A 20,931-nucleotide genomic window follows, 5' to 3' on the forward strand; every position below is an offset into this window, starting at 1 on the left:
GGATTAATGAACGACGACGGCGGTGGGCTCTGACACGTCGTACACCTGGCCAGGAACGGTAATCACGGTGGCCAGTGCGGCCGCTTTCAGATCGGAACGCTGGGCATCCCCCCAGATCACTTTCTGCCCGGAGTTGAGATCGAGTCCGACCCGCCCGCTATCGCTCACTGACACCCCGGCTACCTGAGCCCGGACATCGTCCTTGAGGCTGGCCAGCACATCGAGGGCGATGCGGATACCCGGGCCGTCACTACCATCCTCGGAGCGGGTGGCCGGCCCGGGGCTCAGGCTCACGCGCGGGAGGCTGGCTTCCACCTCGGGGAGGACCGGGAAGCTCACGCCGTCCCGATCCATGGCGGAGCATGCTCCTTTGCCCACCAGGCAGGCCACCGGTTCACGCACGGTGAGGGTGACCTCAAGTCCGTGGAGGTAGCTGCGGCGCAGCTGCGCTTCTTTAATAGATGGGAATTGGGTACTCAGGTCGGTGGCGAGCGCTTCGGTATCCAGGCGTGGGAGCGGGATTCCCGAGCGTTCGGCGAGGGCGGCGGTGACGTCTTCCGCCGTCACCGCCGCGTTCGCGGGGATACCCGAGACGGTAATATCGCTGGCCCGCAAAGCCAGCAGCGGGCTAAAGAAAATCACCCAGGCCAGTGCGGCAAGCGCGGCGAGTACCGCACCAACCACCCCGAGGCGCCGCCAGCGTACCCGGCGTTTCTCGGAAGCTTTTTCTTCGAGGCGCTCGTCCAGGGATACCGTGGTGGTGCTCCCTAGGTCGGCTAGCGGGGCGTCGCCGTCGTCGTACACCACCGGGGCGGTGGCTGCGGTGGGAACGTAGGTGATCTCCGCGTGCGGATTGATATCGCGCGCGGAGCGGCGCCGGGATGGTTCTTTCACCGCGCCGTCCCCTCCCCCAGTGCCGCCAGGATCTCGGGCCCCAGCGCGGTCACATCACCAGCCCCCATGGTGAGAAGCAGATCTCCCGGCTTCGCGCTTTTTGCGAGCACCCGCGCGGCCTCGTGTTTATCGGCAATAAAATGCCCGGCGTTTCCCATGCGGGAGGTGATCATATCGCCTTCGATACCGTCGAAGGGCGTTTCGCGGGCCCCGTATACGGCGGTAACAATGGCGGTATCGGCCAGTTCGAGAGCGGTGGCGAAACGATCCGCGAAATTGCGGGTGCGCGAATACAGGTGCGGTTGGAAGAGAACTCGCACGCTGCCCTGCCCGGCCTCGGCGCGGGCGGCGCGCAAGGTGGCTTCCACTTCGGTGGGATGGTGGGCGTAATCATCGAAGAGTCGCACTCCCCCAGCCTCGCCGCGCAGCTCAAAACGCCGCCCCGTTCCGGTAAAAGCCGCCAGGCCGCGCGCCATATCCGCCAGGCTCACGCCCAGTTCCAGACCGGCGGCGGCCGCCCCGGCCGCATTGAGTTCGTTATGGGATCCGGGAACCTGAAGGGAAAGCGGGGCGCGGCTTTCCCCGCACCGTAGCGCCCCGTCCTCGAGGGCCACGTGGAATTCCACGCCAGGGAGCGGGGCGCCACGCCCGTAGCTGACCACCCGGATACCTTCGCTCACCGCTTGAGCGCCCAGGCGGGCCGCACCTGCGTCGTCGCCGCACACGATGAGGAGCCCGCCGGGCACGATGCAGCGCGCGAATTCCGCGAAGGCTTCTTCGAAAGCTTCCCGGCTGCCGTAATGGTCGAGGTGATCGGGTTCGACGTTGGTGACCAGGGCGATACGGGGCCGGTAGTTGAGGAAGGAAGCATCGGATTCATCGGCTTCGGCAACGAGAACCTTCCCGGTGCCCAGGTGGCCTCCGGAGCCGTGCCCGCGCACGCTCCCGCCAATCGCCCAGGACGGTGCCTGACCGGCTTCCTCCAGTGCCACCGCCAGCATTGCCGACGTGGTGGTTTTCCCGTGCGCTCCGGCGACCGCCACGAAATCGCGATCCCCGCTCGCGAGGGCGAGGGCTTGGGAACGGTGGATGACGCGGGCACCGAGCTGGCGGGCCCGCGCGAGCTCGGGGTTATCTTCCCGGATGGCGGAAGAGACCGCCACGAGGGTGTCGGCGCTGAGGCGTTCCGGTTCCGTTCCGATCCACAGGGTGATGCCGGAATCTGCCAGGCGCTCCGTGGTGGCCGAGGCGCGGGCGTCGGATCCGGTCACGGTCCAGCCTTCGGCGTGGAGCAGATCGGCGATTACGCTCATGCCTGCCCCGCCGATGCCGATGAGATGGATATGTGTCACCTGAGAACCTCCTCGATAAGATCGGCGAGCCGGGCCGCGCCGTCGGCCGGGCAGATGGCACGCGAAGCCTGGGCCATGCGGGTGCGGGTGGACGCATCGGTGACGATGCCCAGTACGGTGCTCACCGAATCGGCAGTGAACTGGGAATTGGGGATGAGCAGCGCCCCGCCGGCAGCCACGACGTCCGCGGCGTTGCGCGCCTGTTCGCCGTTGCCGATAGGAAGCGGAACGAAGACCGCGGGGATACCCAAGGCCGAAACTTCCGCGACGGTGCCGGCCCCGGCGCGGCACACCACGGTGTCGGCCACCGCGTAAGCGAGTTCCATTTCTTCCAGGTAGTCGAGCACGTGGTACCTGGGGATAGTGGCGGCGGTGCGCTGGGCCGCGGCGGCTTTACCCCGCCCGGTCAGATGGAGTACCTGCACGCCGGCGGCGGCGCAGCGGGGGGCGGCTGCGGTCATCACGTCATTGAGGTGGGCAGCCCCCAGGGAGCCCCCGGTGACCACAAGGGTAGGTAACCCCGGATCCAGGCCGAGGCGCGCCGCGGCGGCGGTGCGTGCTGCTGCCCTATCGGCGCTGGCTAGAGCCGCGATGGCGGGGCGTAGCGGCAGCCCGACGGTGCGGGTGATGCCGCGCGCGGCACGCAGCGGTGTGGAGGGGAAGGTGAGGGCGACGGCGGCCGCGCCCCGTGCCCCGAGTTTATTGGCCAGACCCGGTAGCGCGTTTTGTTCGTGCACCACTACCGGGATGTCGGCCCGGCGTGCCGCGGCGTAGACGGGGGTGGAGGCGAAACCTCCGAAACCGACAGCCAGCTCGGCTCCGGCCGCGGTGAGGATACGGCGGGCTTGGCGCACTGCCCTCGGGAAAGCCACGGGGAAACGTAGCGCGTCCCTATCGGGACGGCGCGGGAACGGTGCGCGTTCCACGGTGGCGAAATCGAAGCCGCTGGCGGGAACGAGGTCTTTTTCCATACCGGTGGCGGTGCCGACCACGAGGATACGGTGCCCGCGCCCGGCGAGTTCGTGGGCGGTGGCCAGTAGTGGATTGACGTGCCCGGCGGTTCCCCCGCCGGCGAGCACTAGTGTCACGAAGTCCTCCTGATAACTGCGCGCACCCGGCCCGCGAGTGAGCTGGAGCGCCGGAACGATTCTTTCACGCCCGGGACCGCCAGGGCTGCCGCCACGCAAACTCCCACCGCCATGAGGCAGGAGATGACAGAGGAGCCGCCCTGACTCATAAAGGGCAGCGGCACTCCGAAAACGGGCAGCAGGCCGGTGACGACGAACATATTTGCCACGGCCTGTCCGCATAGCCACAGGGTGGCTCCCCCGGCAACGAAACGGCCGAAACGGTGCGGGTGGTACATGCAAATGGTAAGAAGGGCGTAGCCGATGGTGCCGAGCAGCACGATGACGACGGCGCATCCGAAGAAGCCGAGTTCTTCTCCCACCACCGCGAAGATGAAGTCGGTATGTGCTTCGGCGAGGTTCCCGGGCCATTTTTCAATTCCGGTGCCCAGGCCGGAGCCGCCCGGCCCCCCGGAGCCGAAAGCCCAGAGCGCGTAATCAGCCTGGGAGGGTGTTTGCCCGGTGGGAAGCGTGAAGAGATTTTGGAAGAAGTCTTGGATGCGGGTGATGCGCGACCGGCTGGAGAAAATAAGCACGACGACGAGGAAGAAACCCAGCGCCCCGCTGATAAGGAAATAGCGGCCCGGGAAACCGGCCATCCAGAACATTCCCACGCCGATGAGGAGGAAGATGAGGGCGGTTCCCATATCGCCGCCCACGAGCACCGCGCCGATGGACGCGCCGGTGATGGCAATGGGGCCGCTCCAATCGGAGAGTTGGAAGTGGGCGCCTTGCACCATGCGCCCGAGCACCGCGGCCAGGGCCACCACCATGGCGAGTTTGAGGAATTCGGAGGGCTGGAGCCGGATGGGGCCGAAGGCAATCCAGTTGCGGTTACCGGCAACGGAGGCACCCATCGGGCTGAGCACGAGGAGCTGCAAAAGGATCCCGAAGCCGAGGGCCAGGCCCCACAGGCGCTGGAAAACAGCGAGGGGAATACGCGCGCAGATCACCGCCAAAACGGTGCCGATAGCGGCGTAGGCCATCTGGAGGTAGGCGGAGCGGAACAGGTTGGGGCCGTCTTCGTATTCGGCCCGTACCGCCCCGGGGGTGATGGCGGAAAACACCATGAGGAGCCCGAGGAGGGTGAGAATCGCGGTGGCCACCACGAGAAGGAGGATGGAACGGTGCATGACGTTGCGCACGCGTTCCTCCGGGATACTCGGTGCCTGCGGCTTCTCGGTCCGCTCACGCATGACGTGCCTCCGTGGCGCTATCCGGTGCACCGTTATCCTGCACCGTCGCCTCCGTCGGGGCACCGGCGCCCGCCGAAGTGCTGCCCGCTTCCGGGGCAGCGTCCCCCGTTACAGCACTACCTTCCGACGGGGCGGGCAGGGCGCGCACCGCCGCGGCGAAGCGGTCACCGCGATCCGCGTAGGAGGTGAATTGGTCCATGGAGGCACTGGCGGGAGCCAGCATCACGGTATCCCCCGCCTGTGCGTAGCGCGAGGCAGCCAGCACCGCGCGCGCCATGGGTTCGGAAGCCGCCGGATCGATATAGGTGACGGGGAGGTTTGCTCCGTCCAGCGCCGCGTGCCAGGGTTCTTGGTTCACGCCAATAACGACGACGGCGCGCAGCTTGTCCCGCACCTGTGCCACGAGGGATTCAAAGCGGGCGCCCTTGGGTTGCCCGCCCACGATCCACACGCAGGTTCCCTCCGCCAGCGCGGAGACGGAAGCGAGGGCGGCGTGGGCATTGGTGGCTTTGGAATCGTCCACGTAGCGCACCCCGGCACGTTCAGTCACCGTCTCAATACGGTGGTGGCCCGGGCGCATATGCTGGAGGCCGGCGCGCACCACCTCCGCGGGAATATCAATGGCCCGAGTGAGCGCCACGGCAGCCAGGGCATCCCAGATAAGGTGGCGCGGCAGCGCCGCAGTCGTGGGAGCCAGCTGGGCGACGTCGTGCAACGAAGCGATCTCCACGGCGCTAGTCCACCGTTGCTTCCCGTAGGCACGGTCCACAATGAGGCCGTCCACGATGCCGATCTGCCCGACGGCGGGAATGCCGGTGGTGATGCCGATGGCGCGCGCGCCTTCGCGCACGTCCGCGTTATCGACCATGCTCTGGACGGTGCTATCACCCACCGGGTATACCGCGGCGGTGCGCACATGTTCGTAAATACGGGCTTTCGCGGCGGCGTAGGCGGCGCGGCTGCCGTGCCATTCGAGGTGGTCGTCGGCGATATTGAGGCAGATACTGGCGGCCGGCTCCATGGTGTGGGTGGTGCGCAGCTGGAAGGAAGAAAGCTCCAGGGCGAAGGCACGCGGGGCATCCGGGCCGGTGGCGCTCACGGCGGTGACGGCGGGATTGCCGACGTTCCCGATGGGTTCGGCCCCCAGGTGCGCGGCGCGCAAAATATGCGCCGCCATGGTCACCGTGGTGGTTTTGCCATTGGTGCCGGTGACGGCGAGCCACGGGGCGGCGTGCCCCGCACCGTCATGGGTGCGCAGGCGCCAGGCCAGTTCGATTTCAGACCACAATTCGATACCGTGGTCGGCGGCCGTCGTAAAAAGCGGGCCGATTTCGGGTATGGCGGGTGCGGGGATAATAACGTCGGGCCGCCACGCCAGCACTTTGCGTGCCAGTTCGGCAGGGGTCGGGTCACTGCCGCCAGTATCCACGGGGAGCGCGGTGACCGCCCCGAGCTTAGTGATATCGGCGTCCCATACGCTCACGCGTGCCTCGGTGAGCTCGGTCAGTGCCCGCGCGCAGGCCCGCCCTGATTTCCCTAAACCGACGACGGCGATGCGGCGCCCTGCCAGTTCCGCCCCGCCCGGATGTTGCCACTCACTCATCTTTGCATCAACCACTCAGCGTAAAAAATACCCAGGGCAATAAAGCCGCACAGGGCTTGGATCACCCAGAAGCGCACCACAACCGTGACTTCGTTCCACCCTTTGAGTTCGAAATGGTGGTGGATGGGCGCCATGCGGAATACCCGTTTTCGTGTCATTTTGAAGACGCCCACTTGGACTACGTCGGAGATGACTTCTAGCAGGTAGAGCCCGCCGATGAGCACGGCGAGGAATTCGGTGTGGGTGTAGATGGACATCCCCGCGAAGACGCCGCCCAGGGCGAGGGAGCCGGTATCCCCCATGAAGATTTGGGCCGGCGAGGTGTTCCACCAGAGGAATCCGATCAGTGCCCCGACGAGGGCCACCGCGATGATATTGAGATCGCGCGGGTCACGGATGGGGTAGCACCCGGGGGCGGCGTCCACGAGCCCGTAGCAGGGGTGGTTGCTTTGCCACATAGTGATGAGAGTGTAGACCCCGAAAGCGATGATGGAGGCACCGGTGGATAGGCCGTCGAGACCATCGGTGAGATTGACGGCATTGGACCAGGCGGTGATAAGGAAATTCGCCCAGATAATGAAAAGGATAATGCCGACGGCGGTACCGGCGAAGGCGAGACTCAGGCCGGTATCGCGCACGTGGGAAATGCGCATCGATGCCGGGGTTCGGTTGTTTTCATCCGCGAACATGAGGGAAAGCACCGCGAAGGCGACACCGACAATCCCCAGGCCGGCGATTTTCGCCCAGGGGGTGAGCCCCAGGCTTTGTTTGCGGGAAATCTTGGTGAAATCATCGGCGAAGCCTACGCCCGCCATGCCGATCATGAGGCCGAGGAGGAGTATCCCGGACATGCCCGGGCTGCGCCCCGCCCCGATATTGCCCACCAGGTAACCGATAACAACCGCTGCCACGATGGCCAGGCCTCCCATGGTGGGGGTGCCGCGCTTGACGAGGTGGGAGGTGGGGCCGTCCTGGCGGATGAATTGGCCGAATTGTTTGCGCACGAGGAAACGGATGAGAAGCGGGGTCCCGAATAGGGTGACGAGAAGCGAGACCGCAAAAGCGATAATAAGCGCGAGCACTATTCCCCCTTGAGGCGGGTGGCGATATGCCACACGCCCGAACCGTGCGAACCTTTGATGAGGAGTGCCCCATCCTCATTGAGCATATCGGAGAGCTCCGCCTCGGCTTCTTCCCACGCGCCGACGGCGCGGGCGGTGATACCGGCGTCACGGGCTGCCTCGGCGAGCGCCGCCATCTGGGGGCCCACCGCGATGAGGAGGCTCACCCCGGCGGCTTCCAGGGCCGGAAGGAGAGCGAGGTGTTCTTCCCGCGAGGCAGCTCCGAGTTCGAGCATATCTCCGAGAATTGCGGCTTTGCGCCCGCTTCCGAGCTGTCCGAGCGCGGCGATGCCGGCGCGCATGGAATCCGGGTTGGCATTGTAGGAGTCGTCGATGATGAGGGTGGAGCCGCGGCGGAATACATCCATACGGTGGGCGCTGGCGGGTCCGCTGGATAGCCCCGCCACGATGGCGGGCAGGCTGACCCCGGCGGCGGCCGCGGCGGTGGCCGCCGCGAGCGCGTTCATGACCTGGTGTTCTCCTACGAGTCCGAGGTTGACAGCAGCTGCGCCGTCGTTCATATGGAGCGTGAAACTGGCCCGACCGTCACTGCCGAGGGTAATGTCGGTTGCTGTCACGTCCGCCGGGTGCACGCGCCCGAAGGTGCGTACCCGGCCGCTCGCGACCTGCCCGGCCATGGCCGCCACCCGCGGATCATCGGCGTTGAGGATAGCGATGCCGTCCTCGCGCAGGCCTTCCACGAGTTCTGCCTTGGCGCGCGCCACGTTCTCGATGCCACCAAATTCGCCCAGGTGCGCGCGGGCAACCACCAGCACCACGGCGATATCCGGGGGTGCGATGGAGGTGAGGTAGGCGAGGTTGCCGATATGGTCGGCGCCCATTTCCGCCACCAGGGTGGCGGTGTTCGCGCCTACCCGGAGCACCGTGAGCGGTAAGCCGATTTCGTTATTGAGCGATCCGGGTGGGGCAACCACATCCCCCCGTTCCCGGCATATGGCGGCGAGAAGATCCTTGGTGGTGGTTTTCCCGACGCTCCCGGTCACCGCGATAACCCGCAAGTCGGGGTTGAGGTGGCGGGCCAGCTCAAGGTTGTGCCGGGCCAGGCGCCCGAGCGCTGCGGGAATATCATCAACCACGATAATCCGCTCAGCTTCGGCACCGCCGGCGCGGGCTGCCTGGCCATCTTCGGTGAGAATGAGGCTGGCTCCTGCCGCGCGCGCCTGGCCGCTCAGGGTATTCGCGTCCACGCGCGCGCCTTTCACGGCGGCAAAAAGCGCGCCGGGCGTGATGGCGCGGGTATCGATAACCGCCGCGGTGACCTCGGTATCGCACAACGGTGCGAGCGCGGTCCCGCCGACGGCGGCGATAACCTCCGCGGAGGACATGGAAATCATTGCGTGTCTTTCTCTTCTTGCGTGTTTTTGTCGAGGATGCCGCGCCTAGCGCGCTCAGCGAGCGCCACCCGCGCTACCTCGCGGTCGTCCAGCGGAATGTTACGCCCCCCGGCCACCGGTTGATAAGTTTCGTGCCCGCGCCCTGCCAGCAGCACGGTATCTTCCGCTGCCGCATCACGGATGGCGGTGCGCATGGCGGTGGCGCGATCAGCTATCTCCACGATGCGTGCGGGGCTGTGCGCGCTGCGCGCCCCGTCCAGGAGTGCGGCGCGAATCGGTGCGGGATCTTCTTCGTGCGGATCGTCATCCGTGATGTAAACGACGTCGGCCAGTTCGGCCACCGCCCGCCCCATCTCGGGGCGCTTGTCCACATCGCGCTCCCCGGCGCTTCCGGTTACCACGATGAGCTGACCGCTGGTGGTGGGGCGTAGGGCAGTGATCGCTAGGCGCAGCGCCGCGGTATTATGCGCAAAATCAACGACGACGCACGGCGCGGCCCCCACCACTTCCATCCGACCGGGAACTTGCGGTGTGAGCCCGGTGCCTACCACGGCGCCAACGGCACTGCGATCCGCCCCGCTTTCCAGCACCATGGCCACGGCAAGCGCGGTATTGGCGATATTGAAATCTCCGGGCAGGCCGGTGCGCACCGTCATCTCCCAGCCGTCGCTATGGGTCAGGGTGAAGGAGGTGACGGGGCCGCGCTTGATATCGCGCACCTGGTACCCACTTCTCCCCTCAAGTTGAGAGAACACGGCGAGGGCCACGGTGGGCACCTCGGTTTCATCCGCCAGGCGCCTGCCCCACTCATCATCAACCGTGATAACCGCCCGCCGTGAGCACTCCGGGGTGAAGAGGCTGCGTTTGGCCTGGTAGTAGTTTTCCATGGTGCGGTGGTAATCGAGGTGGTCCCGGGTGAGGTTAGTAAATCCGGCCACGCTAAAGACCACGGGGCTGGTACGGTGCTGGGCCAGCGCGTGGGAGGAGACTTCCATGGACACATCCGTGCCGCCCCGTTCCACCAGGAGGGCGAGCAGTGCTTGCAGATCCGCGGGCATGGGCGTGGTCAGATGCGCGGGAGCGCACAGGTCCGCAATTTTTGTTTCCACGGTTCCCACCAGCCCGGTGGTGCGATCCAGCGCGGTGAGCAGGCCGTCCAGGAGGTACGTCGTCGTCGTTTTTCCGTTGGTGCCGGTCACCGCGAAACTCCGCAGGTGTTCGGCCGGTTCCCCGTAAATGCGGGCCGCAATGCTGCCCAGGTGCGCGGCCGGGTCCTCCACCACGAGGAGCGGAAGCTCCACTCCGGCCTGCGCGATGAGAGCGGCCCCGGCGGCGTCGGTGAGGATGGCGCGTGCGCCCCGTTGCGCCGCCTGGGGGGCAAAGCGCGCCCCGTGGGCGTGAGCGCCGGGCAGCGCGGCGAAAAGCGCCCCGTCCTGCACCGCGCGCGAATCGGCGGTCACGGAACTAACGGCAGTCACGGACGTAACGGTGGTCTGCGGGGCCTCGCAACCGGCACCATCCACCTCGGAAAGCTCGGAAAGCTCGCGCAGCGCCACCGGACGCACCTGCGGAAGAGGGAATTCGTCACTCACTAGTTGCCTACCTCCGATGAGAACCACGGATATTTGAAGAGGGGAACGGTGCTGGGCGGGACGCCCAGGTGCCGCATCGCGAAGGGCGCGAAATTCGCGAAAACGGGCACCGCCGTATCCCCACCGTACCCGGCCCCGGCCCCGCCGTAGACCGCTATCGCCACCGCAATCTGCGGATCTTCGGCCGGGATGGCCGCAATAAAGGTACCCACGCGGCGGGTGAGGTTTCCGTTAGCGTCCGGAACCTGGGCGGTACCGGTTTTGCCAGCCACGTTGTAGCCGGGGACTTTCCCGCGCCATCCGGTGGATTGGTTATTGGTGACCGCCTGCATCATATTCATCATGGTGCGTGAGGATTCCTCGCTCATGACGCGGTGGCTTTCCCCGGGAACGGTGGGAGTGGTGCGTCCGCTGGCGTCGGTGGTCGAGTCCACAACATGGAGCGGGATATAGACTCCCCCGTTGGCGATGGTGGCCCCGATCTGAGCGAGTTGCACGGTGGTGGCCGCCCAGCCCTGCCCGAACATGGTGGTGTAGCGGTCACGCTGGCCCCATTGCTCCGGCGGGCGTAAAATTCCGCTCGATTCGGCCGGTAATTCAATCCCCGTGGGGCTTCCCAGCCCGTAGCTGCGCATATAGTCATAGCGCACGTTATCGTCCACGGTGTCACCGATCTGGACGAGCCCGGTGTTATAAGACTGGGCGAGAATCCCCGCCACCGTCATGCCCTGGGTGGGATGCGGGTCGTTATCGGAAATGCTTTCGCCATTGGGCATGGTGATAGTGTCCGGAACCGTGAACTGAGTGAGCGGGGTGACGGTGCCGGTATCGATGGCCGCCGTGAAGGTGGGGAGCTTACCGGAGGAACCCGGCTCGACCGGCGCCTGCACGGCGCGCGAACCCCAGGAATCCGGATTCGCTTCCTGGAGGCGCGAAGGATCAGGGGCATGGGAATCAGCCAGGGCAAGCACCCGCCCCGTCCCCACTTCGATAACAACGGCGGCACCCCAATCCGCGGCATTGGCGTCCACCGAAGCGTCGAGAGACTCCATGAGGGCGTTTTGCAGATCGCGGTCGATGGTGAGTTTCACGCTCGCACCATTGACCGGATCCACGCGTTCGGTTTTCCCATTCGGTACGACGGCGCCGCCTCCGGCGGTTTGCACCGTCAGGCGCCCATCCGTGCCAGAAAGGGCATCATTGAAGGTGCGCTCAATCCCGGCCTGGCCGGTGGGCACCGGGTTATCCGCGGTTTCCCCCACGTAGCCCAGCACATTTCCGGCCACCGAACCATTGGGGTATTCACGTTTCATGAACTGTTCGGGTTCGATTCCCGGAATTCCCAGCGCGTTGATTTCCCGCCATTTTTCGGGGGAAATATCCCGGGCGATATACACGAAAGTGGATTTCTTCTCACCGCCCAGGAGGGTGCCTCCCAGTTCCGCCCGATCCACGCCGAGCAGGGGTGCGAGTACTTTCGCGGCTTCTGCCGCCCCGGTGCCTTCCACGATGAGCTGGTCATTGGCATCCAGAACGTAGTCACCATTGTCATCGGTTTGGTAGTGCCGATAGGAGCCGATGAGATTCTGGTTGACGCCCACGTTATAGCGCTCCACGGAGGTGGCGAGAACCGCCCCGTTGGCATCCACGATATCGCCCCGTTTGGCCTGCAGAGTGTAGGTACGGGTGCGGAAAGCATCCGCCGAGGCAGCCAGGGCATCGGCGCGAATAAATTGCAGGTCGATGAGCCGCACCCCGAGGATCCCCAGCGCGAAGAAGAAGATAATCGCCATGGTGCGCACGCGCCGTACGTGCGGCTGCGCGGCCTTCCAGCGGCGGGCTAGTTCCTTCATGCGCTTGTCCTTCGTGTCACTCCCCCGGAATCGGAGCAAGAATTGTAGCGGACCCCAGGTCCATATGCTGAACGTCCGTGGCGGGGACGAGGCCGAGGGCCTGCGCGCGTTCCTTGAGGCCTTGCGGAGTGGAGGCCCCCACCACTTCATCCGTGAGGGTGGACTCCACCGATTGCGCGACCGCCAACTCCTGCTTGACGGAGCGGATTTCGTACGCCGTGCCTACCATACGCGTATTAAGCGCGAAAACTGTGGCAAACGCGCCGAAGAAGAGCGCCAGGCAGATGATCACGGTGCCGAGGAAACCACGGTGCGCCGCCGGAGTGGGGATGAGTGTCAGCTCGGGTCGCCCCGAGATGACGGGACGGGTACGCGGCGCTGCAACAACGTGGGGCTGTGCGCTCATAGCTGACCTCCGGGGCGGATTTTCTCGGCCGCGCGTAAGCGAACAGAGGCGGAACGAGAATTGCGGGTAATTTCTTCTTCATTGGCTTGGATAGCTCCTCGGGTGAGGAGCTCCAGCCAAGGTTTATGTTCTTCAAGTTCAACGGGCAAACCCTTGGGCGCCCGGGAGGTAGCACCGGCAGCGAAAGCCCGTTTCACCAAGCGGTCCTCGAGGGACTGGTACGCTTCGACGACGATGCGCCCACCCACTCGCAACGTGGCGAGGGCTGCCGGCAAGGCTCGTTCGAGCGTTCCAAGTTCGTCATTGACCGCGATGCGTAGTGCTTGGAAGGTGCGCTTGGCGGGATTCCCGCCGGTGCGCCGTGCCGGGGCGGGAATCGAGGAGCGCACGATCTCCACCAGTTCGCCGGTACGGGTGAGCGGGGCACTGGCGCGCCGTTCCACAACGGCGGTGGCAATACGGTGGGCGAATTTTTCCTCTCCGTACTCGCGCAGAATCCGGGTGAGTTCCCGCACCGATGCGCCCGCGAGGATATCCGCGGCGGTGCGCCCGACCTGGGCATTCATACGCATATCGAGCGGAGCGTCATGGGAGTAGGAGAACCCGCGCTCGGTTTCATCCAATTGCAGGGAGGACACTCCCAAATCCATGAGGATTCCATCCACGGGGCGATTACCCGCTGCCGCGGCCACGTCGTCGTACGTGGTTTGGACGGGGCGGAACCGCTGCCCGAAACGGGCCAGGCGCTCCCCCGCCAAGGCGATGGCGGCCGGGTCGCGGTCGATTCCGATGACGGTGAGGTTCTCGAAACGCTCGAGGAAAGCTTCGGTGTGCCCGCCCATCCCGAGGGTGCAGTCAACGAGGACCGGAGCGGGAACCTGGAAGGCGGGAGCGAGGAGCTCGATGCAGATGTCCACGAGCACCGGGGCATGCAGCGCGTTCCCAGCGGCACGCGGCGCGTCCGGGGTGCGTGCTGTCTCCATCCTGTGCCCTTCTCATTGCGGCGCCCGCGATAGTGATCCCCCGCGAGCGATCTGAAGCTGGGGAAGTGCCTCAGAGCTCTCGCGAAAGACCGCCACCGCGATCACGCGATTCCTAGAAGAGGCCGGGAATGACCTCTTCCTCCCTATCGGCGAAAGCCGATTCTTGATCCTCCAGGTAGGCCGCCCACGCGGCGCTATCCCAGATTTCGACCCGGTTGCCCGTGCCGATAACCGCGAGGTTGCGATCCAGGCTCGCGTAGCTGCGCAGCATTGCCGGGATGGTGATTCGCCCCTGCTTATCAGGGATGTCATCCACGGCGCCGGAGAGCAGCACGCGGGTATACGACCGCGCCTCTTTGGACGTCAAGGGGGCTTTAGCCAGGGTCTGCTGCAATTCCACAAAATCCGCGAGCGGGAAAACGTAGATGCAGTGTTCCTGACCGCGCGTCATCACCAGCCCGCCCTGGAGCTGATCACGAAATTTGGCGGGCAGGATGATTCGGCCTTTGTCGTCCAATTTGGGCTCATACGTGCCGAGGAACATCTACCGCACCCCCTCTCGTGGCGCTTGCCTCCACTTTACTCCACTTTCCTCCACCAGTTTGCCACGGCAGGGGTATGTCGCGCTAGTGATTCCTAGAAAAGCGCGCCAGAACACGGAAAAGCGAGTGGAGGGTTAGTGGAGTGTGGTGGGGAGATCAGTGGCGGGTAATCCGTGGTGTGGGGCGCCAGAGCGGTGGAGTCTGGCGGGCGCGGGGCGGTTGGCTCGCTTCGTGGAGCACCGTGGATGGCCTGGCGCGCCCCTGCCCGGCGGCGCCGTCGTATCTAAAAAGAAAAAGAAAAACGGTGAGAGGATCGATATCCTCCCACCGTTATGGGTGCTGAGTTTGAGTTACCGGCCGACCGGGCCGGCGCTACCGCAGTTTTTAGTGTTCGCCGCGGCGGCGCTTTTCCCAGATTTCTTGCTGGCGCCGCATAAAGGACGATACGCCGCCCGGCGCGGACGACGTTGGCGCCCCGCCACCGCCGGCAGGCACCGCCACTTTCTCCGTGTGCACGCCCGCGAGCGCGTACCACACCGAGGCGAACATGATAATGACGCCGAGCAAACCGAGCCACCACATTTTCGGTGTGGAAATTCCGCCGATAAGAATGGCGATGCCCGCGACCAGCCCGAGAATCCCCAGTACGAGATTGCGCACGGACAGTTGCCGACTGATGGCTTCCACTTCCGGCGCAGCGGGCTTCATATTACGTGCGAAGCTGGGATCCTCGTTGGTGAGCTGCGCTTCCAGCTCCGCGAGCATCTTCTTCTCGTAGTCCGATAGGGCCACTGTGCCTCCTTGTTAATGTACTGCTGCCAGTCTACCGTGCGCGGCGCGTCAGCGTCACGATATGTTGTGTCACGATACACCGTCCCGGTGCCCCGTGTGTCCGCCCGGTGCGGAGCTTCCCGGCACCGCGCCAGCCCCGCCGTCGTGCTCCGTTCCGGCACGTTCAGCCCCGCCGCCGCGCACCGTTCCGGCACGTTCAGCCCCGCCGTCGCGCACCGTCCCCGGCGACTGCAAGAGACTTGCCGGGCCGAGCGCCCCGGCCCCGAAGCGCGAGCGCACCGCATCCATGGCGTTCTCAGCTTCCCCGCGGCGCGGATCATCATCGAAAGCGAGCTGCTGGTAGCCGCCTTGCTCGCTCAGGTTCTCCACACGCAAGCCCAGGAGCCGCAAACCGGCGGCGGTGATCTCCACACCGTCCAGAAGCTCGCGGGCGCGTTCGTAGATCTCGGCGGCAACCTGGGTGGCTTGCGGTAGCGTTACCGAGCGGGTGATAGTGGTGAAATCCGGGAAGCGCACTTTGATGGCGACGGTGCGCCCCACCAGGCCTTTTGCACGCAGCCGAGTGGCGGTGTCATGCGCCTGGAAAAGTAGAATACGGTGCAATTCCTCCCGGTCAGCCAGGGGGTCGAAAAAGGTTTCTTCGCGTCCGATGGATTTTTCCTCGCGGCTCGGGGTGACGGGGCGCGGGTCGACGCCGCTGGCCAGCTGGAAGAGGTGATCTCCGGCAGCGGTGCCCAGGAGGCGGCGGAGCTGGTCCGGGCCGGCAGCTGCGACGTCGCCCACCGTTTCGATCCCGTGCAAACGCAGCCGTTCTTCGGTGCGCCCGCCCACACCCCAGAGCGCTCCGGCCGGTAAGTCATGCAAAAACTCGAGGGTAGCCGCGGCGGGAATGAGGAGAAGCCCATCCGGCTTGGCGTGCGCGGAGGCAATTTTAGCTACGTGTTTGGTCGCGGCGATCCCCACGGAGGCCGGCACCCCAACCTCGGCGCGGATACGGGCACGCAGCTGCTGGCCGATTTGTACAGGTGAGCCGAAAAGCCGGCGCGCTCCCCCGACGTCCAGAAAAGCTTCGTCCACGGAGAGCTGCTCCACCAGCGGGGTGACCTCCCGCAAAATCGCCATGATTTTCTCTGAAACATTCCGATAGAGCCCCAGGCGCGGAGTGAGCATAATGAGATTCGGGCAACGCCGCCGCGCCTGCCCCACCGGCATCGCAGAATTCACCCCGAAGGCGCGCGCCTCGTAGGATGCCGCCGCCACGACGCCCCGTTCCTGGCCGCCCACCGCGACGGGGCGCCCGCGCAGCTCCGGGTGATCGAGGAGCTCCACGGAAACGAAAAAGGCATCCATATCAATATGGAGGATGGGGGTGCCCGAATCGTCATCGCCCCAGGAATGGCGGGCGGCGCGTGATCGCGGTGCACGTGACATGAGCCCTCCGTTCCCTCTCGCTCCATTTTTGCGCGCGGTTTCGTTTCCTGAGTTCTCCTCGCGAAGGCGCGCTCTCCATTAGGCTGGAACTGTGAGTGTGCCTACAGAACCCGTGCGAACTGATTATGCCCTCGCCGAACTGGATCGGCGCTCGGATCGCCCCTCCCTCGTGACGCTCTACCTGGACGGGGTGGAATCTTCCGCCCTGGACCTTGACGATCCCACGTATCTGGAATTCGAGTATATGCAACAGTTTAGGTGCATTCTCGAGGCCATGTACCCCAAGCGCGAGCCGCTGCGCGTGCTCCACCTGGGTGCGGCCGGATGTGCTTTCCCGCGCGCCCTGGATGCCGCCCGCCCCGGCTCGCGCCAGCTCGCTGCGGAAATTGACGGCAAACTCGCCACCTACGTGCGTGAATGGTTCGATCTGCCCCCGTCCCCGCGTTTGCGTATCCGGGTGCAGGATGCGCGCGTCACCTTGGATACCACGGCGGCACGGTGGGATGTGGTGGTGCGGGATGCTTTCGCTGACCGCGACGTCCCGTCCCATTTACGTACCGGCGACGCCGCTGCGCGGGTCGCCCAGGTTTTGCAACCGGAGGGCGTGTATCTCCTCAACTCGGTGGCCTCCACCGGCCTGACCCGCTTCGCGAATGAGTCACGGGCTCTCCTCGAGCATTTCGAGCACGTGCTGGCGATTATGGATCCGGCAGTGCTGCGCGGGCGCCGTTTCGGCAATATTGTGCTGGCTGCCTCGCAGCGGGAATTTGCTTTCGCGCAGATCGAGAGGCTGGTGCGCCGGCTCCCGCTCCCGGCGCGCATGGTGGGGCGGGCGGATTTACGCCGCCGAGCCCGCGGCGCGATCCTCGAGAGCGATGCCGATATCGGCTACGTACCCCCGAATACCTAATCCGCGGCGTGCCGGCCGCGCGGGCGCTGCGGCGCCTCTCCCCCGCCGTCCTCACCGTGGGCATCCCCCTCGGCTCCGGCTTGAGCTTCGCCTCCGGTATGCGCCTCGGTGCCGGGCTGGTGCCCGCTACTGGCGTGCTGCCAGGCGGCCCGCATATTTTCCAGGCGTTCCGTCAGCTGCGCCTGCTCGTTATCCGCGTGCTCCTTACGCTTGACCATCGAGGCATCCACTCGGGCGAGGAAACTTTCCGCGGCCCGCCCAATTTCATCAGCGCTGGGAACAGTGAGGGTATGCTGCGGGGCCTGGATAAGCCCGGGGTGCCCTTCCGCGCGATCATATTCGTGTTCCAGGGCCGCCACGATCTCCGCGAGCTGCTCATTCTGCTCGGTGAGTTGGGCGAGCTGCTCGGATTCTTCAGCGGCACTGGCCTCCAGATCTCCCAGTGGCAAGCTCAGTCCGGCCGTTTTCGCGAGCATGGACAGCGCGCTAGCCGCCCCGGCCGCGTAATGGTGCCCCGCGATATACATGGGCACCCGCACCGTCACCGAGAACGTCGCCACGCCCATTTGCCCAAGGCTGTATTCCAAAAAATCAGAGAATGAAGCCGGGTACCACACATCGGCTTCCAGGGCGGGAGCCACCGGATCGGCATTGCGCGTGCGGATGAGCATATCCGGCTGGCGGGTATGGGGCAGCGCACCGGCAACCGATCCCGCCCGGTAAAGCCGTTTCACCCCCAGTTGCGCGAATACCGCCATGAGCTCCGAATTAAGACCCTGCCAGCAAAAATCAGGTTCGGTACCGAGCAGGAGCAAAAACGAGGTACCTTCAATATCCTTGGCGTGGAAGAGCCCGAGCGCGGGGATAGCAATATCTTCCAGAGCACCGTTGAGGTAGTGCACCCGCGGGCGCTGCGCCCGGTAATCAACCAGCCCATCCACATTAATATCGGCCACCGGGCTGAGATCCAGGGTGTAGAGCTGGGAGGCAATAAGTTCGGAAACCGAACCGATGTCATTGATGGGATCGGTGAGATGAACGACGACGCTCTCGAAATGCTCCCCGTTCGCCCAGGAATCTTCATGTTTCCCCTCGCAGGGGTAAACGAAATAGTTCACCGTGATCCTCCTCCCTCTCCAGCTCGCTAGCTTCCCCTCCAGCCTAGACTACCGGTCTGGCCGAGTACCCTGGGCGCCGTCGTACCTCCATAACGGCAATCTCTACAACGAGACGCAAGCACACACGGTTCCGGTATTCGCCACCGGCTGATCACTGTCGTTCCCGTCACCGCACTATAGCGCGCCCCGGTGTTTTCCGTAATAATTGATTGTTACTTTTTTGCAGGACGCCACCCGATAATTTTCGGTCATCAGGAGGAGCCGCTCGTGGTTAACGATCCTCACAGTGCGCGCGAGGACGCGATACGGGAAGAACAGCTTTTCGTGGACACTGCGTACCGTGCCCTTGACCGCCAGCGCGAGGCTTACGCCCAGCGCCTGGCCGCGGTTCGCAGTCAGAGCGGTCAGGAAAGCGCCGGTGAAATGACCGAGCGCGATTCCTTCGCCACCCATTACGAAGATAATCTCACCCGATTGCGGCGCGTGGAAAACCGCTTGGTTCTTGGGCGACTCGATACCCGCGAGGGGGAAACAGATCATATCGGGCGTATCGGCTTGAAAGACGAGGCCGGGGACATCCTGCTTCTAGATTGGCGGGCCCCGCAATCCGAACCGTTTTATCGGGCCACCGCGGCCCATCCAGGGAAGGTGCGGCGCCGGCGCCATATTCAGACGCGTCTGCGCACCGTGACCGGCGTGGAAGATGAACTTCTCGATTCGTCGCAGGCATCCTCGGATCTCAATTTGACGGGTGAGGGCGCGCTCATGGCGGCAATGAATGCGGCGCGCGACGGGAAAATGAACGATATCGTCGCGACGATTCAGGCCGAACAGGACCGTATTATTCGCGCTGATTCCAATAATGTGCTCGTGGTCCAGGGCGGGCCGGGTACCGGGAAAACGGCGGTGGCCCTCCACCGCGCGGCCTATCTTCTCTACACCCACCGCGAGCGCCTGGCGCGTTCCGGCGTGCTCATTGTGGGCCCCTCGCCGGTCTTTTTGCGCTATATCGACCAGGTGTTGCCTTCGCTGGGCGAATCAGATGTGGTGTCGACGACGCTCGCCGGGCTGGTGCCCGGCGTGACGGTCAGCGCCGTCGACACTGCCCCAGCCGCGGAGATCAAAGGGCGCCTGGTGTGGCGCACCATTGCCCCGCGGGCGGTGCGCACCCTCCTGGAGCGTCCGCTCCTCCGCCCCGTACGCATGCGCATCAGCGGGGTTGATGTGCGTTTGACCCCGCAGGATGTGGAGAATGCGCAGCGGCGGGCTCGCCGTACCGGTAAGCGCCATAATGAGGCCCGCGATACCTACGCGAAATACCTCGTGGATGTGTTGGCCCGCCAGGTGGCCGAGGGTCAGGACGTTGAGCTTTCGGAAAATCCGTGGATTATTGCGGACGTGGCGGAGAGTATTGACGCGCGCCGTGAGATTAATTTGCGTTGGATGCCGTCCTCCGCGGTGGCGCTGCTCGAGCGCCTGCTCACCAAGCCGCATCTCCTCGCCGAGGTAGCCTCCGAGCTGAGCGCTGCCGAGCGGGCTGCGCTCGCGCGCCCGGCCGGGCACGGTATTACTATCGCGGATATTGCCCTCATTGATGAATTCGCTGAGGTCCTCGGGCCTTTTGCCACCGACGCGGAGCGCCACGCGCGGGCGGCTCGCGATGCGGCCGAGCGCAATCGGCTCAGCTACGCCGGGGAAACGATGGAGGCCCTGGGCGTGGGCGGCGGGATCGTGAGCGCGGAGCTGCTGGCCGAACGCATGGGCGGGCGCGGGGACGGGACTTCGCTGGCCGAGCGGGCCGCCGCGGATCGGACCTGGACTTACGGGCACGTGGTGGTTGATGAGGCGCAGGAGCTCTCCCCCATGCAGTGGGAGATGCTCATTCGGCGCAATCCCTCGCGTTCCATGACGGTGGTCGGTGACCTGGACCAGCGCCCCGATGGTTCCCCGCGCGCCGGCTGGGAAGGGCTGCTGGGCCGCCTGGCTGATCGGGTGCGAGTGGAAGAACTCACGGTTTCCTACCGAACACCGGCCGTTATTTTGGATACTGCCGGTGCGGTGCAGCGCGCCGCCGGGGTGAAGGTGCGTCCCGTGCGTGCGGCGCGTACCGAGGGTGGCGCCGTGGAGATCGCTGAACGTTGCGCGCCGGGAACTCTTGTGGCGGGCGCTATTGCGGCGACGGCGCAGGTGTGCCAGCGCTTGGACACCCGCTACGGGCAAGCCGGTACCCTCGGGGTTATCGTGCCGGAAGCTCGGCTAGCGCAAGTGGCGGCGGCTATCGGCGCGGCTCCGGAGCTGGCCGAATGGACTGTGGATGTGACGGGGCGCGATGTCACGGCGCGTATCCAGGTTCTCACGGCGGTTCAGTCCAAGGGCTTGGAATTTGACGCTGTTGTGTTGCTCGAACCTGCTGAGATTTTAGCCGAAGGGCCGGGCAATATTTACGTGGCGATGACGCGCCCCACCCAGCTTCTCTCTGTGGTTTCCGAAGGAGAACTCCCGGCCGGGCTCACCGCGAGCGCGGCGGATACAGGAGTCTAGCTGCACCGTGGAGCGCCGGTGAGCGTAGGTTCGTAGGGCGTGGTTCGTAGGGCGTAGGCTCGGCGGACGTGGGCCGCAGTTCCCAATTGTTACCACTATGATTGATTAGTCAATG

17 protein-coding genes are annotated in these 20,931 nt (G+C 65.2%); 2 read left to right on the forward strand and 15 right to left on the reverse strand.

The features are described 5' to 3' along the window. Nucleotides 1-3 precede the first annotated feature (3 nt). The 14 genes from ACRQHG_RS02455 to ACRQHG_RS02520 form a co-directional block, all read right to left on the reverse strand. A complete protein-coding gene (locus tag ACRQHG_RS02455; RefSeq protein WP_435719392.1) occupies nucleotides 4-894 on the reverse strand; it encodes a cell division protein FtsQ/DivIB in 891 nt (296 codons plus the stop codon). Beyond that, nucleotides 891-2,246 carry a UDP-N-acetylmuramate--L-alanine ligase gene (gene murC, locus ACRQHG_RS02460; RefSeq protein WP_284896766.1) on the reverse strand — a complete coding sequence of 452 codons (1,356 nt, stop codon included), beginning with the start codon at nucleotides 2,244-2,246 and terminating at the stop codon, nucleotides 891-893. Before murC ends, ACRQHG_RS02455 begins: the two co-directional genes overlap by 4 nt. Next, a complete protein-coding gene (murG, locus tag ACRQHG_RS02465) occupies nucleotides 2,243-3,334 on the reverse strand; it encodes an undecaprenyldiphospho-muramoylpentapeptide beta-N-acetylglucosaminyltransferase (protein ID WP_284896765.1) in 1,092 nt (363 codons plus the stop codon). The genes murC and murG overlap by 4 nt, the downstream gene beginning before the upstream one ends. Further along, nucleotides 3,331-4,569, reverse strand: coding sequence for an FtsW/RodA/SpoVE family cell cycle protein (locus ACRQHG_RS02470; protein WP_284896764.1), 1,239 nt, complete (start codon nucleotides 4,567-4,569; stop codon nucleotides 3,331-3,333). Before ACRQHG_RS02470 ends, murG begins: the two co-directional genes overlap by 4 nt. Further along, nucleotides 4,562-6,172: a UDP-N-acetylmuramoyl-L-alanine--D-glutamate ligase gene (gene murD, locus ACRQHG_RS02475; RefSeq protein ID WP_284896763.1), complete on the reverse strand. Its 1,611-nt coding sequence runs from the start codon at nucleotides 6,170-6,172 to the stop codon at nucleotides 4,562-4,564. The genes ACRQHG_RS02470 and murD overlap by 8 nt, the downstream gene beginning before the upstream one ends. Continuing rightward, nucleotides 6,169-7,254, reverse strand: coding sequence for a phospho-N-acetylmuramoyl-pentapeptide-transferase (gene mraY, locus ACRQHG_RS02480; RefSeq protein ID WP_016442544.1), 1,086 nt, complete (start codon nucleotides 7,252-7,254; stop codon nucleotides 6,169-6,171). The genes murD and mraY overlap by 4 nt, the downstream gene beginning before the upstream one ends. Further along, nucleotides 7,254-8,648: a UDP-N-acetylmuramoyl-tripeptide--D-alanyl-D-alanine ligase gene (locus ACRQHG_RS02485; RefSeq protein ID WP_435718996.1), complete on the reverse strand. Its 1,395-nt coding sequence runs from the start codon at nucleotides 8,646-8,648 to the stop codon at nucleotides 7,254-7,256. Before ACRQHG_RS02485 ends, mraY begins: the two co-directional genes overlap by 1 nt. Continuing rightward, nucleotides 8,645-10,240, reverse strand: coding sequence for a UDP-N-acetylmuramoyl-L-alanyl-D-glutamate--2,6-diaminopimelate ligase (locus ACRQHG_RS02490; protein ID WP_435718997.1), 1,596 nt, complete (start codon nucleotides 10,238-10,240; stop codon nucleotides 8,645-8,647). Before ACRQHG_RS02490 ends, ACRQHG_RS02485 begins: the two co-directional genes overlap by 4 nt. Beyond that, on the reverse strand, nucleotides 10,240-12,093 hold the full coding sequence (locus ACRQHG_RS02495) for a peptidoglycan D,D-transpeptidase FtsI family protein (RefSeq protein WP_284896760.1): 1,854 nt from the start codon (nucleotides 12,091-12,093) through the stop codon (nucleotides 10,240-10,242). The genes ACRQHG_RS02490 and ACRQHG_RS02495 overlap by 1 nt, the downstream gene beginning before the upstream one ends. A gap of 16 nt (nucleotides 12,094-12,109) precedes the next feature. Further along, nucleotides 12,110-12,499 carry a cell division protein FtsL gene (gene ftsL / locus ACRQHG_RS02500; RefSeq protein ID WP_026428577.1) on the reverse strand — a complete coding sequence of 130 codons (390 nt, stop codon included), beginning with the start codon at nucleotides 12,497-12,499 and terminating at the stop codon, nucleotides 12,110-12,112. Continuing rightward, on the reverse strand, nucleotides 12,496-13,482 hold the full coding sequence (gene rsmH / locus ACRQHG_RS02505) for a 16S rRNA (cytosine(1402)-N(4))-methyltransferase RsmH (RefSeq protein ID WP_435718998.1): 987 nt from the start codon (nucleotides 13,480-13,482) through the stop codon (nucleotides 12,496-12,498). The genes ftsL and rsmH overlap by 4 nt, the downstream gene beginning before the upstream one ends. Nucleotides 13,483-13,594: 112 nt before the next feature. Further along, the gene (mraZ, locus tag ACRQHG_RS02510) at nucleotides 13,595-14,026 is read right to left on the reverse strand and encodes a division/cell wall cluster transcriptional repressor MraZ (protein ID WP_087070949.1); all 432 of its coding nucleotides are present in this window, start codon (nucleotides 14,024-14,026) and stop codon (nucleotides 13,595-13,597) included. A 382-nt stretch (nucleotides 14,027-14,408) separates the two neighbouring features. Further along, the gene (locus tag ACRQHG_RS02515) at nucleotides 14,409-14,816 is read right to left on the reverse strand and encodes a DUF3040 domain-containing protein (RefSeq protein WP_435718999.1); all 408 of its coding nucleotides are present in this window, start codon (nucleotides 14,814-14,816) and stop codon (nucleotides 14,409-14,411) included. Between the two features lie 69 nt (nucleotides 14,817-14,885). Further along, nucleotides 14,886-16,247 carry a DNA polymerase IV gene (locus tag ACRQHG_RS02520; RefSeq protein ID WP_435719393.1) on the reverse strand — a complete coding sequence of 454 codons (1,362 nt, stop codon included), beginning with the start codon at nucleotides 16,245-16,247 and terminating at the stop codon, nucleotides 14,886-14,888. 91 nt (nucleotides 16,248-16,338) lie between these two features. Between ACRQHG_RS02520 and ACRQHG_RS02525 the strand changes: the two genes are divergently transcribed. Next, nucleotides 16,339-17,157 carry a spermidine synthase gene (locus ACRQHG_RS02525; protein WP_435719001.1) on the forward strand — a complete coding sequence of 273 codons (819 nt, stop codon included), beginning with the start codon at nucleotides 16,339-16,341 and terminating at the stop codon, nucleotides 17,155-17,157. Here ACRQHG_RS02525 and ACRQHG_RS02530 read toward each other — a convergent pair. Beyond that, the gene (locus ACRQHG_RS02530; RefSeq protein ID WP_435719394.1) at nucleotides 17,154-18,275 is read right to left on the reverse strand and encodes a PAC2 family protein; all 1,122 of its coding nucleotides are present in this window, start codon (nucleotides 18,273-18,275) and stop codon (nucleotides 17,154-17,156) included. The genes ACRQHG_RS02525 and ACRQHG_RS02530 overlap by 4 nt on opposite strands. A 267-nt stretch (nucleotides 18,276-18,542) precedes the next feature. On the opposite strand from ACRQHG_RS02530, the gene ACRQHG_RS02535 reads away from it, so the two are divergent. Then, nucleotides 18,543-20,816: a HelD family protein gene (locus ACRQHG_RS02535; RefSeq protein ID WP_435719395.1), complete on the forward strand. Its 2,274-nt coding sequence runs from the start codon at nucleotides 18,543-18,545 to the stop codon at nucleotides 20,814-20,816. Nucleotides 20,817-20,931 lie beyond the last annotated feature (115 nt).

It is taken from the genome of Actinotignum vesiculae (assembly GCF_051267215.1).
GTDB lineage: Bacteria > Actinomycetota > Actinomycetes > Actinomycetales > Actinomycetaceae > Actinotignum > Actinotignum schaalii.